This is a genomic window from Bradyrhizobium sp. UFLA05-153 (assembly GCF_054185185.1).
This window is the reverse complement of the sequence record NZ_JBBIAM010000065.1, coordinates 12,490-25,889: the sequence shown is the minus strand read 5'-3', so window position 1 is coordinate 25,889 and position 13,400 is coordinate 12,490. Positions and strand designations below refer to the sequence as shown.

Genomic DNA, 13,400 nt, shown 5'->3' with positions numbered 1-13,400 from the left:
TGGCGCAGCGCGAGCCCTGACTGTCGGAGCCACCTGCGCAGGGGCAAAGCCCCTTCTTCAAGCTTAAGTGCGCTCCGGTTCAGTCTCTGTGATCTTGTCACTCAGCTCGGCGTCACCCGTCCCAGCCAATTTCATTAGCTATTTGAAGCACTTGCCGTCAGCAATATTTGCTTACGAAAGGCTCTCAAATAGCCATAGTCCGCGCACCTTTACACCAAAGCTGCCGCCAAAGCCAACCCGTTAGGCCCCTGGACAGGGTATGAGCCTGCAAGCCTTGGGCCGGTTTGGTTAACCCCGGCTCCGGGCCGGTGGTTCCATCTTGCCGAGTTCCGCGGCAGGAATTTGACCGCGGGGACAGGAATTTTCCAGTTCCAGCCGTCGCCAGGCAAACTCGCGGGCCGAGGCGTCCCCTAGCGCGACCGCAAGCGCCGCGTCCGGCATGGCCATCCGTTCCCGCAAGGGAACCGGGCCGCACACGATCATGAAGAAGTCGTAGGCATGGGGGCGCTCATTGGCCATCACGAACTGGAAATGGACGCGGAAGAACTGCCAGCGGAACAACTTGTAGTGCTCCGGCGCGATGATCTCGCGAAAGCGCACCGGCACGATGGCGGCGGGATTGCAGCGTGCCGCGCCGACGTCGATGCCGTGGCCCGCGATCGGATCGAACTGGAAGAAGTTCATCACGTCCTTGCGGGCCTGGCAGTCGATCCATTCGATCGAGGGCTCGACCGCGAGCTCGCGCAAACGGTCGCGGAAGTCCTGTGCCGCCGCGTGATAGCCGACGACCGGACAATTGCCGCCGACCGTAAGCAGCATGACGCGGCCGCCGCGTTGCCCGAGCGCAGGATCAAGCTTGAGCGCGCGCGCCAGGATCTCGATGGCGAGGAACGAGCCCGAGGAGTGGCCGACCAGCACGATCTCCTCTGCGCGCGTGGTGCGCGCGACCTTGCACAGATGCTCCGCAAAGCGGTCGATGCGCCGGTCCCACTCCGGCTGGCGGCGATGGGCGAATTCCCAGGTCCAGATGTGGTCGCGCAGGAGATAGAGCACATAGGTCCTCTCCTCCGTGTATTTCAGCGTGGTGCCGAGCAGCGCTACGAACAGTGCGGCGGCTGCGAGCAGGCTGAAGGGATCGGGGACGCCGAATGCATCCAGCCCTTTGCGGAACAGCCATGCGACGCCGGCCGCGCACAGCGCCTCCGCGAGCAGCACCAGATAGGGGTAGCTGACGAAGGTCGCGAATCGCCAGTTCGCCTTGGCGAAGCGCGCGATGGTGCCGCCGAACACGAGCTGGCAGTAGACCCAGAGCGCCGCGAACACGGTCTTGCGGATCGGCTGGGCGAGGTCGCGCTTGATGAAGTCCTCAAAGCGCAGGAAGTCATAGGCCGTGCGGGTCTGCCAGTCGTCCGCGCGGGTCTCGATGCTCCAGGACGCGATCTCGCCTTCGCTCAGATCCTGCGGCCTGCTGATCGTGGTCTTGAGCTGGTAGAGCCGGTCGAACTTGCGCAGCTCGGTACGGAACATGCGATAATATCGCGCGAGGCCGCGCGGATCGTAGCCCTGCACATAGATGATATGGCGGTTCTGAACGCGCACTGACCTTGTGATCCCGCAAGCCGGCCTTGGGGCCCCGTCAGGCGCCCCAGCCTCTCTCCCCCGATTGACGCGCTTCTTCGACGTAAAACGTCGATGTTCGCCCGGACCGTTGGCCCGGTCCGCATTCCCTGCCTCGGGACTATAGCAGTCCGCGGGACAGGCCAAGAGCTATTTGCGGCCTGGCTGCGCGGCCTTCGGGCGCATTCCCTGAATGTTCTGAATGGCTTGGGGGTATCGGGGAAAGGCGGCTACTGCACGTCGAGGGGCGCGGTGCCGCTCGCCTGGCCGCTGGCGTCCGTGGTGATCTTGTCGACGCGGGCCTCGGCCTGGCGCAAGAGTTCCTCGCAGCGGCGCTTCAAGGCCTCGCCGCGCTCATAGATCGCCACCGATTCTTCCAGCGGCACCTTGCCCTCCTCGAGGCGCTTCACGATCGTTTCGAGTTCCTCGATCGCGCGCTCAAAGGTCAGCCTGGTGACGTCGATTTGGGTGTTTTCGGCCATATCAGTTTCCGATTGCCCGCCCTTCGCTAAGTTACGAAGCAAGATTTTGCGGGCGCAATGTGGCGGGTGTCGTCAGGCGCCCATCAGGGCGCCGACATGCGCCGTAACAGATTCTTTCAGTCCTTGCAGGTCATAGCCACCCTCGAGCACCGAAACAACGCGTCCGCCCGCGGTCTTGTCGGCGAGGTCCATGAGCTTCCGCGTGACCCAGGCATAGTCCTCCCCGCGCAGGTTCAGCGAGGCCAGCGGATCGCGGTAATGCGCGTCGAACCCTGCGGAGATGATGAGAAGCTCGGGGCTGAACTTCGTCAGCTGCGGCAGGATCAAATTCTCGAAGGCGTCGCGGAATTCAGGGCCGCCGTCCTCGGAGGCGAGCGGCGCGTTGACGATGGTGTCGTGATCGCCGCGCTCGGAGCGCGCGCCGGTGCCTGGAAACAGCGGCATCTGATGGGTCGAGCAGTACATCACGGTCGGATCCGACCAGAAGATGTCCTGTGTGCCGTTGCCGTGGTGCACGTCGAAATCGACGATGGCCGCACGCTTGATGCCGTATTTGCGCTGCGCGTGGCGCGCGGCGATCGCGACATTATCGAAGAAGCAGAAGCCCATCGGCTTGCCGATCTCGGCATGGTGTCCGGGCGGGCGCACCGCGACGAAGGCGTTGCGGTGTTCGCCCGCCATCACGGCCTCGGTCGCGGCAACTGCGCCGCCGACCCCGCGCATGACGGCTTCCCAGGTACCCGGCGACATCGAGGTGTCGCCGTCGATATAGACTTGGCCGCTGGTCGGCGCGATGTGGCGAAGCTCGGTGACGTAATGCTCGTTGTGGCAGAGCGTGACGAGGTCGAGATTGCCCTCCGGCGCCTGGTCGCGCACCAGGAACTGGAAGCGCTCGTGCGACAGCGCTTCCTCCACCGCGCGCAGGCGGTCCGGCCGCTCGGGATGGCCCTGCGGCGTGACATGGTCGAGGCAGGCCTTGTGGGAGAGAAGAAGCGTGCTCATCAGGTCGGGCTCACTGCGAACGGGCTTTTGACGTCGCTTGGCGCATCCGGCGCCAAAAGGCAATGCAAAACGCAATGTAGGGCTTTGGCCGGGAATGGCAAAGGTGGTCCCGTTCCGGGCCGTTTGATCCGGATCAATTGATGCGCTGGATGCGGGTCGGTGGCAGCGGGCCGATCGGGCCGTGCACCCTGAAGAAGGCAAACAGCGCATCCGCATCGTAGCCGCCATATTGCGGCGAGGTGCCCTGCTTGGCGACCGTGAAACCGTCGCCGCCGACGGCGAGATAGTCGTTGAGGGTGACGCGGTAGCTCGATGCCGGATCGATCGGCTTGCCGTCGAGCGTCATCTTGTCGGTCGCGACGCGCTCGCCGAACGGCTTTGAGGCGTCCCAGACATAGCTGAAGCCATTTGACACCTGGAGTATCCGCGGCCGCTTTGGATCGAGCCATTGCTGCTCCAGTATCTCCTTGAGCTGGCTGCCCGTGAGCGTCAGGGTGACGAGGCGGTTGCGGAACGGCTGGCTCGCGAACACTTCGCCAAAGGACACCGCGCCGTTCTCCTTCGGCACGATGTCGGTGCGGATGCCGCCGGGATTGGTGACGGCAATGACGGCGCCGCCGTCCTTCGCGTCCTTCGTCGCCGCCAACTGCGCATCCGCGATGACGTCGCCGAGCGCGCTCTCGCCTGCGTCGTTGGGCACGCGCGACAATGTCTGTGTCACCGAGCCAGCCGGACGGTTGGCGATTGGGGCTGCGAGCTTGTCGTAGGCCTCGATCAGCGCGGTCTGATCGGGATCCTTGGCGAGCGAGGCGTTCGCGACGATGACGTTCTCGGCTTTCGCGCTGACGATGTCGCGCGTCGTGGAATCGAGCGTGACGTCGATCGCGGTCACCAGCGTGCCGTACTTGTCGCCGCTGGTAACGAGCCGGCCGTCGATGTTGCAGACGTAAGCCCGATGCGTGTGGCCGCTGACGACGACGTCGACCGCGCGATCGAATTTCTTGACGATGTCGACGATAGGCCCTGAAATGCCCGGGCATTCATTGTAGTCGCCGGTCGGCTCGCCGCCTTCGTGGATCAGGACCACGATCGCCTCGACGCCGCGCGCCTTCAGCTGCGGAACAAGCGCATTCACCGTCTCGGCCTCGTCGCGGAATTCGAGCCCGGCAATGCCGGCCGGCGAGACGATGCCGGCGGTGCCCTTGAGCGTCAGCCCGATGAAGGCGACGGGGATGCCGTCGAATTCCCTGATCTCATAGGGCGGCAGGATGCTCTTGCCGGTCGCGGTATCGATGGTGGAGGCCGCCAGATAATGGAATTTGGCACCCGTGAAGGGATGCGGTCCCTGGCATCCGTCCTCCGGATGGCAGCCGCCGTTCTGCATCCTGAGCAGCTCGGTCTTGCCCTCGTCGAACTCGTGATTGCCGACCGAGGTGATCGCAAGCCCCATCGTCGACAGCGACTCGACCGACGGCTCGTCATGAAACATCGCCGACAAGAACGGGCTCGCGCCGATGAGGTCGCCGGCTGCGACGAAGATCGTGTTCTTGCGGCCCTCGCGAAGCTGCTTGACCAGCGTCGCCATGTACTCGGCGCCGCCCGCTGCGACCGACACCTTCTTGGACTTGTCCTCGGGATCGCCGATGCGGATGCCGCCGGGCGGCGGGCGGAGATTGCCGTGGAGGTCGTTGATCGCGAGGATGCGCAGTTCGACCGGCGTCGCGCTCTGGGCAAGAGCGGGCAGGGCGCAGCCGAGCGCCAGCGTGGCGAATATCGGGCGGAGGGAGCATCGCATGGAACAAGATTAGACGCTCCACGCAAAGATTTCACGATGCTTGTTGCTTCAATTCGTCGATCGCGAACGCTCGTAAACGAGAATCCGATTCGTGGCGTTGACGCATCCCTCACCACATGCTGGGGCCAAACCAGCCAAAATGCGCCTGCCGTGCCATCATGAACTCGTATGGCGGCGCGCGCCTCCTTGTCGCCTTGTGCTGGTGCGACGGTCTCGTCTCACGCGCTCTCGCCTTCGGCGCGGCCGGACGCGCGGCATCGGATGGCTGAAATTGCGCAAATGCCTCGCGTGTCTTGTCCGCGGTGGTCGTTGTCGACTTCGGGGTGCTGCGCTCGTCGTTCGCGATCGGAGCAACAACGATGGTCGGCTGGCTGGTGTCGTAGACCACGCGCTCCGGCAATTTCATCTCGGACCGGATACGAATGGCAATGCGATTGGAATCCGCCTTTTCGGCAACGGGAGACGTCGTCACGCAGGCGTCCGCAATGAACAGCAGCACGAGCAGGGCGACGCCGATCAACGCAAAGTACCGGGCCAGGGGCATACGATGCTCCAAGACCCCCCTACCATTTGTGCATGCTCGGCCGCGTTTGTCCGGCACGAGTTGATTCAGATCAAGCTATGTGCATCTTCGCCGCGCCGTCGAGACCAGATGATGGTTGCGCTTCGGCGAGACGTTGGTTGTGCAATTTGTGCCATTCGCCGAGCGACAAAAAGAGCCCCGGCTATGCCGGGGCTCCAGTGGTGGGTAACCAGTGCTTGATTAGTAGCGCGCGGTGACCGGCGCGCCGTAACCGCCGAAGCGGTAGTTGAAGCGCACGGTGACCATGTCGACATCCTGGCTGATCCGGTCGTTGAGGACGCCGGCAAGGCGCGCATCGACCACGGAGAAGGAGTTGTTCGCGTGCCCCATCCACAGATGGTCGTATTCAAAACCAACCGACCAGTTCGGTGCGAAGCCATACTCAAAGCCGACACCCAAGGTGCCGCCCCAGCGCGTGTTACTTGCCGAGACCAGACCGAGCCCGGTGATGTTGTCGAATATAGTAAGGTTATTGCTGGTCACGGCCGCGCCGCCCTTCACGTAGAGCAGTGCCGCGTTCCACGCCCAACCGATTTGACCCGTGAAGAGGCCGATGCCGTCGGTTTTCACCGTGGTTGAGAGCGTCGGATCGAGCAGGCTGACGCGCGTGTTCCTGAGGTTGGCCCAATCGCCTTGTGCCTCCAACCCGAACACAAACTGATTGGTTTGCCAGCGATACCCGATTTGTCCGCCGACGACGCCTCCGGAACGATCGCTGCAACCGCTGGCGACTGTTCCTAGAACGGTGACGAAATCCAAGCAATTGTGGCTCTGGCCCCATCCGCCATTGGCGCCGATGTAGAAGCCACTCCAGTTGTAGATCGTCACCACGGGCGGAGGCGGCGGTGCCTTGACGGCCATGTCGGCAGCCGATGCGGGAGCGGCCATGCCCAAGGCCGCGAGGCCGACAGCGGCCATTAATAGTTTCTTCATCCTGATTGTCTCCATGTCCCCTAGTGCGGGTCTTCTTCAATCAATAAATTCGTGTGCACGATCGCGTGCACATCTCTGCCATTCCAGCCTCAAGTTTAGTCGCGCCGCGTTTAGGCCCCCGTAACAAAATGGCAACACTCAACCGCAATCGAAAAACTGCGCGACTCATGATCGGTGCGCGCTCAGCCATCATCATCGGAAGGAGCCGCGCGTTGTGTTGAATCCTCCTGGCTTTCCGCAAGCCAGAGATGGACGCCGTTGGACGGGATGAGACGCCTCGGGGAATGGGGATTTATCGTGCCTGCGAAAACGATCAGTCCGTCTTCCAGCTTTGCACGTGCGAACATTTTGGCCTCAGCTTCCGTTGCAAATGTTCTGGTTTCGCGCGGGCTTCGCCTCTTGGGCAGGAGACCGGTCTTGCGGCTCTCGAAGGTGACGTACCAGGTTGGCTGCATTTCACACGACGCGTGGGCGAATATTGGTGTCGGGGGCTGCAGTTCATGCGAGGAGCCGGGTCCACCTTTGACCTAGGTCAATCGATTTTGTTCCTTCCTGGCCATGAAGATTGGCCTGACGTGCCTGGACCCGACCATGCCGAGGCTTTCCGAACCGGCCTATTTTCTTGCTGTGATCATGACGATCGCGACCACGGCTGCGAGCGAAGCAAAGGTGTTGCGCGACAAAGGCAACTCGCCGACAGTCTTGATTTTCAAGGACGCGGAAGCGCTCAGTCGCTTCAGCAAGCTGGCCGTCGCCGCTTCGCAGAACGAAAGTGCCGTGGGGCCTTTGCTCTCTTGCAGGGCTCCGCAGGGCAGCAAGGTCGATGTCCTCGGCAGCGGATATCGAACGGCGTTCGTTCGCGTGGTCGACGGCATCGCCGCCGGTTGCGAAGGAACGGTGTCGCTGGGAACCTTGAAGGACCAATAATCGGCGCCGTCGTGTCTCCGGTAGCCAAGGCGTCGACGAGGTGGTGCGAAGCGAAGCTTGATCTAACCCAAGCCTCGCATCGATCAGCGTTGAAAGCGTGCAAAGGGTCGCCGTCTCAACACGTGAGCCCGGAAGCTCGCCCTCATCCGGAATTCAAACCGCGCTTGAATTCCGACCTCTCCCCGCAAGCACGGCGAGAGGAAGTGCCTAATGCCTCTTCCTCGCGAAGAACGCCTTGAATGCGGCGATGGCTTCCTTCGAGCGTATTCGTTCGCCGAAGAGATGGCTCTCCTGGTCGATGCGGCGCGTCAGTTCCTCCGGCGGCAGGCGCAGCAATTTGCGCGAGATCGCGACCGCGTCCGCCGGCAGCTTGCAGATGTCGCGCGCCACCTTCTTGGCCTCGGCCTCGGTATGTCCGGGTGAGACGACCATGTTGACGAAACCGGCATTTTGCGCCTCGGCGGCGGTGAAGGTGCGTCCCATCACCAGCATCGCGAAGGCGCGCTGGTAGCCCATGGTGCGCGGCATCAAGAGGGTTGATGCGCCCTCCGGGATCAGTCCGAGCGGGACGAACGGCGTCCTGAAAGTCGCAGCCGTCGATGCGAGCACGTAGTCGCAATGGAACAGCATGGTCGTGCCGATTCCGATGGCGACGCCGTCGACGGCGGCGATGATCGGCTTCACATTGTGGGCGAGCGAATAAAGCAGCTTGATGGCATTGGAGGCTCTCGGCGTCTCGGGGCTCGCCGTGGCATCCGCCAGGAACTCCTCGATGTCGTTGCCTGCGCTGAAGGCGCCGGAGCCGCCGGTGATGATGAGGCAGCGGATGTCCGGGTTGTTCTGCGCCGTGTCGATCGCGTGGCCGATGTCGCGGTACATGGCTTGCGTGACCGCGTTCCTCTTGTCCGGCCGGCGCAGCGTGATCACGCGCATCGCGCCTTCGTGCGTCACAACAATCTGGCCGGCCATGCTTCCCAGTCCCCAATAACGGCCCGCAGCACCGTTGCCGCCAGCCTGTCGTTTTGCTGTCAGCCTACATCATCTTGCGGAACTGCAAAACCTGGGGTTGCCGTTTTCAACGGTGGGGGCGGTGCATCCCACCCCCTCGCGGTTGCGCGGGGATGACGGAGCGAACAGTGCGCAGTTCTTACCCCAGCAGCACCGCGTCGGCAGCCGCGACCGACTCTGCGCTCTCCGTGACGGTGCGCTCCAGCGAGCTCGCCTGCACCGTGATGTTCTCTGCGAAGAAGCGGGCGAGCGAGACGTATCGGGGCGCATCGAGGTTGCCGTCGCTCTTGGCCGCGAGCGCCTCGCTTGCCAGCATGCAGCCGCCGAGCGTCGCACCGAACTGCTGGAGATAGGGTGTGGCGCCGGCGAGTGCGTCGTTCGGCGCCTCAGCCAGCCGCTCCAGGAGCCACTTGCTGGTGCGCTTGAGCGCGTCCAGCGCCTCGCGCAATTTGACGCCGGTGGTGCCGAAGGCGGGATCGTTGGAGGCCTCGACCTGCTTGATGATGCCGGAGAGCTCGCCGAGCAGCCCCCAGACTGCGGTGCCGCCGTTGGCCGCCAGCTTGCGCGTAACGAGGTCGATCGCCTGGATGCCGTTGGTGCCTTCATAGATCGCGGTGATGCGGGCGTCACGGTAGTGCTGGGCCGCGCCGGTCTCCTCGATGAAACCCATGCCGCCATGCACCTGGACGCCGAGATAGGCGACCTCGTTGCCGACATCGGTCGAATAGGCCTTTGCGATCGGCGTCAGCAGCGCCGCGCGCGCCGCGGCCTCGACCCGCACGCCGGGATCCCTGGCGCGCGTCGAGACGTCGATTGCGACTGCCGTCGCATAGCAGATGGTGCGCGCGGCCGCGGTCTGTGCGCGCATCCGCATCAGCATGCGCTTGACGTCGGGATGCACGATGATGGCATCGGAGCCGTCGCCCCTGTTGCCGAGGGCGCGACCCTGCTTGCGTTCCTGCGCGTAAGCCAGCGCCTGCTGATAGGCGCGGTCGGCGACGCCGACGCCTTCGAGGCCGACGCCGAGGCGGGCCTGGTTCATCATCGTGAACATGCAGCGCATGCCCTGGTTCTCTTCGCCGATCAGAAAGCCGATCGCGCCGCCATGATCGCCCATGGTCATGGTGCAGGTGGGGGAGGCGTGCATGCCGAGCTTGTGCTCGACGCCGCTGGCATAGATGTCGTTGCGCGCGCCGAGCGAGCCGTCGACGTTGACCATGAATTTGGGAACAAGGAACAGAGAAATTCCCTTGGTGCCGGCGGGTGCATCAGGCAGGCGCGCGAGCACGAAATGCACGATGTTGTCGGTCATGTCGTGCTCGCCATAGGTGATGAAGATCTTCGTCCCCTTGATGCGATAGGTGCCGTCGGCCTGCCGCTCGGCGCGGGTGCGCAGCGCGCCGACGTCAGAGCCGGCCTGCGGCTCGGTGAGCTGCATCGTGCCGGTCCATTCGCCGGTGACGAGTTTTTCGAGATAGATCTGCTTCAGCTCGTCGCTGCCATGCGCCTCCAGCGCCTCGATCGCGGAGGCCGTCAGCAGCGGGCAGAGGCCGAAGGCGACGTTGGAGGCGCTCCAGATCTCGGTGCAGGCCGCGTTGATCGCGAGCGGCAGGCCCTGGCCGCCGAACCCCTCCGGCCCCGACACCGCGTTCCAGCCGCCGTCCGTCCAGCGCTTATAGGCATCCGGCCAGCCGGGCGCGGTCGTGACCTTGCCATCATCGAGCTTGATGCCGTTCTCGTCGCCGACGCGGTTGAGCGGCGCAAGAACGTCGGTCGCGAACTTGCCGGCTTCCTCCAGCACGGCAGCTGCGATATCGGCGTCGAAATCGCCGTAATGGCCGGCCTCCACGGCGGCCTTGAGGCCCGCGCCGTGATTGAGCGAAAGCAGCATGTCGTTGATCGGCGCGCGGTAGGTCATGGCGTACTCCCGGAAACCTCGTTGCCGCCGTATTCCCACGAAACCGCCGGGGTCTCAATGGCCGGGAGGGCCAAGTTTCGTGACTGGCAAGCCAGGCCGGGCGCGGGCAGGGCGCCCATAATAGAGTGGCGCAAACGCCCCCGCCGCCGGCCAATTTGCGCGCGGAGGCGGTTGAAATGGCCGGCTACTCTCTGTAGACCGGCGGGACCCGAAGGGAATCCGCGGTAGCCTGTTCTGGCGCCGTTCCCGAAGGCGGTGTTGGGGCGTAGCCAAGCGGTAAGGCAGCGGATTTTGATTCCGCCATTCGGAGGTTCGATCCCTCCCGCCCCAGCCAGAACCAAGCTGCTGAATTCATTATTTTAAACAGATCTACGTCCACCAATTTCTGAGCGCGTTTGGAAACAGAGCCTCTCAGGCTTGGTTGAAAATCGAAGGTATCGCGCGCGTTGTCCTATATCGGGTTATCTCTTTTCGCTCGTCTCAATGTATATCGCGGAAATTGTCGGGGAGCAGGTCTGTTTCATACTGATCGTAGGATAGAGGGCCACGGCGAATAAATCGGACAACCAATCGATGCATTTGTACGTATTTGTGTACGTATTTGGCGTCGAGCTGCAGCCTGCCCAGCGAAGGGCGTTCGAGCCGCGGCTACTCTGTGCAAGTTCACGAGCCGCGCGATGGAATTGTAAGGTCTCTTAACGAGGCGACTGAGTTACTGCACATCTCTAAACGGAGGCCGCCAACGTGTCTTAATGCAGGCTGCGGCCTTGACACCACGATGCAGCGTTATCGCTTCTATCTGTTGGACGAGCTCATCCGCGCGCGCCTAACCAATCGTCGGACATCCTGCTCGGCCCATCACGTTGGCTTTGGCGTTTTCATATTGGGTCGGTTTAGACCAAAGTTCTGGCTCGATCCGGCCGGACCTGCGGTCCCCACTCAGCGCTTTTCGGTCGAGCTCACCTTGCTGCCATTCCCGAATGTAGTCGAACAGGGTCGTTGCATACGGCCAGAATCTGCCGACCATTCTCGACTGGCATGTCGGATGCCATCATGCCTTGCCCGCCGACCAGGGGTCCTTGATTGCGCCCCTCGCCATTTCGATCTCGGCTGGCGACGCCAGGCAGCTCAATTTGGAGATCCAGGCTCGTCTTGGATTTCTTGAGGCAAAAGCTATGATATCCCGCATGACCAATGCCAACGTTGAGCTCGACGCCGGCACCAAGACATTCGCCTCGGGCCTCCTGCCGGATTTGATCGCTGCACTTCGCCGCAGCCGTAAGGGCGATCTGGTGGCAGTAGTCAGCAGCAATTCAAACATCGGCCCCGAGCTCGAGGCATGGTGTCGCTTCACCCGCAACAGTTTGATCGACACCGCATTCGAAGACGGTCGCACCAGATGGGTGCTCCGATACGGAGAGGCTCCTGAAAATGTGGGAGAAGATCGGCCTGTCGGCTCTCGCCTATGGCTTTACACCAACTTCGACTGCAACCTGAGCTGCGACTATTGTTGTGTGCGCTCGTCGCCCAAAGCGCCGCGGCGCGCGCTTGGCTTCGAGCGGGTGCAACGCATCGCTGTCGAGGCGGCGGAGCTCGGTGTGCGCGAGATTTTTGTCACCGGCGGTGAGCCGTTCATGCTGCCGGATATTGGCGAGATGCTTGTCGCCTGCGCCGCGGCTGCGCCGACCACGGTCCTCACCAACGGCATGCTCTTTGCGGGACGTCGGCTCGAAACGCTGCGCTCGCTGCCGCGGGAGCGCGTCACTTTGCAAATTAGCCTCGACAGTCCGACGCCGGAGCGCCACGACCGCCATCGCGGCCAGGGGACATGGGCGCGCACCTGGAAGGGAATCGAGCGGGCCCGCGTCGAGGGATTTCGAGTGCGGTTGGCGGCGACTGTTTCGACCGACAGAGAAGCGGAAGAGTTTCGTGACTTCCTTGACACCCATCACGTGAGCGAGGTGAATCGGGTGATCAGGCGAATTGCGCTCCGAGGCTCCGCTACGCAGGGCATCGCGTTGGCAAGGGCAGATCTGGTTCCCGAGGTAACGATCACCGCAGAAGGCGTATTTTGGCATCCGGTTGGCGCTGAAGACAACGACCTCCTGGTCAGCCGCGACATCTTTCCGCTTGCCGATTCCTTCGCGGCCGTGCGCCGCGCCTATGATCGCGAATCCGAGCATCAACGCCGCTTGGCGACGATCTTCAATTGCGCCTGATAGCGTTCAGGGCCGCTTCAAAAAGCCCTGTTGCGCAGAAGCATCCCGCAATTCGGCATACGCTTCAAGTTGAGGCGCTATCCATTGTCGGAGCCCTTCTGCTTCGAGCACGGGGCGATGCGCCGGATTGTCGTAGCTCATCTCAAATAGTGCTTTGGCAAACGCCTGCTCCAACGCAGGGTTGAGATCAGACCGAGCAGTAAACATGCAGTGATTATAGGGCCGAGAGGTCCAGATCTCCGTCAGCGCGCCTTCGGGCACCAGGCGCTCGCTGCGCACGGTACTCCAGAATGGGCTGCCAATGGCGCCGGCATCGGCACGACCGTCAAGTACCGCACCTATGACGTCGGCCTCGCTTGTCCCGGTGTCTCCATGCTTGCCGAGGTCGGTGTTGAAGCGCAGCGATCGGTAATCCTTCCCCTCGGCCAGTCCCTCGCGCTGCAGAAAATAGACGGGGAGGATCGCCGCATGGCCGCTGTCGCGGCTGCCGAGCGCGAGTGTGCGATTTCTGAGATCGGCGAGCTTGGCCACCGGCCCACCCGTGACGGCGACGATCTTGGTCATCCAGCCTATATCGGTGTCGCGCATCGCGATCGGTCGGCAGCGGTGGTCGCTCCAGGCATCGGCCTGGACATAAGCGAGGTTCGTGTTCCACCCGATGTCGATGCGCGGCAGCGGCTCGTCGGGCGAGGCGAGGAGGGCGGCGACCTGCGTCTCGTAGCTCTGAAACAGCACCACCTCGACAGGTAGATGCGCTTCCTCGTGAAAGTACCGCCGCATGCCCTCCCAGATGCTGACCACCCTCGGATCATATGCGACGGCACCTACCCAGATTGTCTGGCTCATGACTGCTCCACCCGCCACGCTTGATATTTGGATGCGATCAGTTCGCTTGCAGACTGCTTCCGAACGCCGC

Annotated in this window: 11 protein-coding genes and 1 tRNA gene; 3 read left to right on the top strand and 9 right to left on the bottom strand. The window is 63.0% G+C overall.

The window, feature by feature from the left end:
* Positions 1–288 precede the first annotated feature (288 nt).
* From Q2941_RS30895 to Q2941_RS30870, 6 genes are all read right to left on the bottom strand, one after another.
* Positions 289–1,599, bottom strand: a complete 1,311-nt coding sequence (locus Q2941_RS30895; protein WP_027526544.1) for a hypothetical protein — start codon at positions 1,597–1,599, stop codon at positions 289–291.
* A gap of 248 nt (positions 1,600–1,847) precedes the next feature.
* On the bottom strand, positions 1,848–2,099 hold the full coding sequence (locus tag Q2941_RS30890) for an exodeoxyribonuclease VII small subunit (RefSeq protein WP_027526545.1): 252 nt from the start codon (positions 2,097–2,099) through the stop codon (positions 1,848–1,850).
* A 72-nt stretch (positions 2,100–2,171) separates the two neighbouring features.
* On the bottom strand, positions 2,172–3,101 hold the full coding sequence (locus tag Q2941_RS30885) for a histone deacetylase family protein (protein WP_027526546.1): 930 nt from the start codon (positions 3,099–3,101) through the stop codon (positions 2,172–2,174).
* 133 nt (positions 3,102–3,234) lie between these two features.
* Positions 3,235–4,896 (bottom strand): bifunctional metallophosphatase/5'-nucleotidase, encoded by a 1,662-nt coding sequence (locus tag Q2941_RS30880; protein WP_458194768.1) that lies wholly within the window; start codon positions 4,894–4,896, stop codon positions 3,235–3,237.
* 109 nt (positions 4,897–5,005) lie between these two features.
* Positions 5,006–5,440 (bottom strand): hypothetical protein, encoded by a 435-nt coding sequence (locus Q2941_RS30875; RefSeq protein WP_156944676.1) that lies wholly within the window; start codon positions 5,438–5,440, stop codon positions 5,006–5,008.
* Positions 5,441–5,659: 219 nt separating this feature from the next.
* Positions 5,660–6,412 carry an outer membrane protein gene (locus Q2941_RS30870; protein ID WP_254107385.1) on the bottom strand — a complete coding sequence of 251 codons (753 nt, stop codon included), beginning with the start codon at positions 6,410–6,412 and terminating at the stop codon, positions 5,660–5,662.
* 558 nt (positions 6,413–6,970) lie between these two features.
* On the opposite strand from Q2941_RS30870, the gene Q2941_RS30865 reads away from it, so the two are divergent.
* Entirely contained in the window at positions 6,971–7,339 is a 369-nt protein-coding gene (locus Q2941_RS30865) for a hypothetical protein (protein WP_027526550.1), read from the top strand.
* Positions 7,340–7,546: 207 nt separating this feature from the next.
* Here Q2941_RS30865 and Q2941_RS30860 read toward each other — a convergent pair whose 3' ends face one another.
* Positions 7,547–8,308: an enoyl-CoA hydratase-related protein gene (locus Q2941_RS30860; RefSeq protein ID WP_254107383.1), complete on the bottom strand. Its 762-nt coding sequence runs from the start codon at positions 8,306–8,308 to the stop codon at positions 7,547–7,549.
* Between the two features lie 178 nt (positions 8,309–8,486).
* Positions 8,487–10,265, bottom strand: coding sequence for an acyl-CoA dehydrogenase family protein (locus Q2941_RS30855; protein WP_458194766.1), 1,779 nt, complete (start codon positions 10,263–10,265; stop codon positions 8,487–8,489).
* Positions 10,266–10,524: 259 nt separating this feature from the next.
* Here Q2941_RS30855 and Q2941_RS30850 point away from each other — a divergent pair.
* A tRNA-Gln gene (locus Q2941_RS30850) sits at positions 10,525–10,599 on the top strand.
* Between the two features lie 853 nt (positions 10,600–11,452).
* Positions 11,453–12,484 (top strand): Rv1681 family radical SAM protein, encoded by a 1,032-nt coding sequence (locus Q2941_RS30845; protein WP_458194765.1) that lies wholly within the window; start codon positions 11,453–11,455, stop codon positions 12,482–12,484.
* A gap of 6 nt (positions 12,485–12,490) precedes the next feature.
* Here Q2941_RS30845 and Q2941_RS30840 read toward each other — a convergent pair whose 3' ends face one another.
* Positions 12,491–13,285, bottom strand: a complete 795-nt coding sequence (locus tag Q2941_RS30840; protein ID WP_458194764.1) for a phosphate/phosphite/phosphonate ABC transporter substrate-binding protein — start codon at positions 13,283–13,285, stop codon at positions 12,491–12,493.
* Between the last annotated feature and the right edge of the window lie 115 nt (positions 13,286–13,400).

Bases quoted from the DNA above. Each gene is read 5' to 3' on its own strand.
- Q2941_RS30890 (WP_027526545.1), bottom strand. From the start codon at position 2,099: ATGGCCGAAAACACCCAAATCGACGTCACCAGGCTGACCTTTGAGCGC.
- Q2941_RS30885 (WP_027526546.1), bottom strand. From the start codon at position 3,101: ATGAGCACGCTTCTTCTCTCCCACAAGGCCTGCCTCGACCATGTCACG.
- Q2941_RS30880 (WP_458194768.1), bottom strand. From the start codon at position 4,896: ATGCGATGCTCCCTCCGCCCGATATTCGCCACGCTGGCGCTCGGCTGC.
- Q2941_RS30875 (WP_156944676.1), bottom strand. From the start codon at position 5,440: ATGCCCCTGGCCCGGTACTTTGCGTTGATCGGCGTCGCCCTGCTCGTG.
- Q2941_RS30870 (WP_254107385.1), bottom strand. From the start codon at position 6,412: ATGAAGAAACTATTAATGGCCGCTGTCGGCCTCGCGGCCTTGGGCATG.
- Q2941_RS30865 (WP_027526550.1), top strand. From the start codon at position 6,971: ATGAAGATTGGCCTGACGTGCCTGGACCCGACCATGCCGAGGCTTTCC.
- Q2941_RS30860 (WP_254107383.1), bottom strand. From the start codon at position 8,308: ATGGCCGGCCAGATTGTTGTGACGCACGAAGGCGCGATGCGCGTGATC.
- Q2941_RS30855 (WP_458194766.1), bottom strand. From the start codon at position 10,265: ATGACCTACCGCGCGCCGATCAACGACATGCTGCTTTCGCTCAATCAC.
- Q2941_RS30845 (WP_458194765.1), top strand. From the start codon at position 11,453: ATGACCAATGCCAACGTTGAGCTCGACGCCGGCACCAAGACATTCGCC.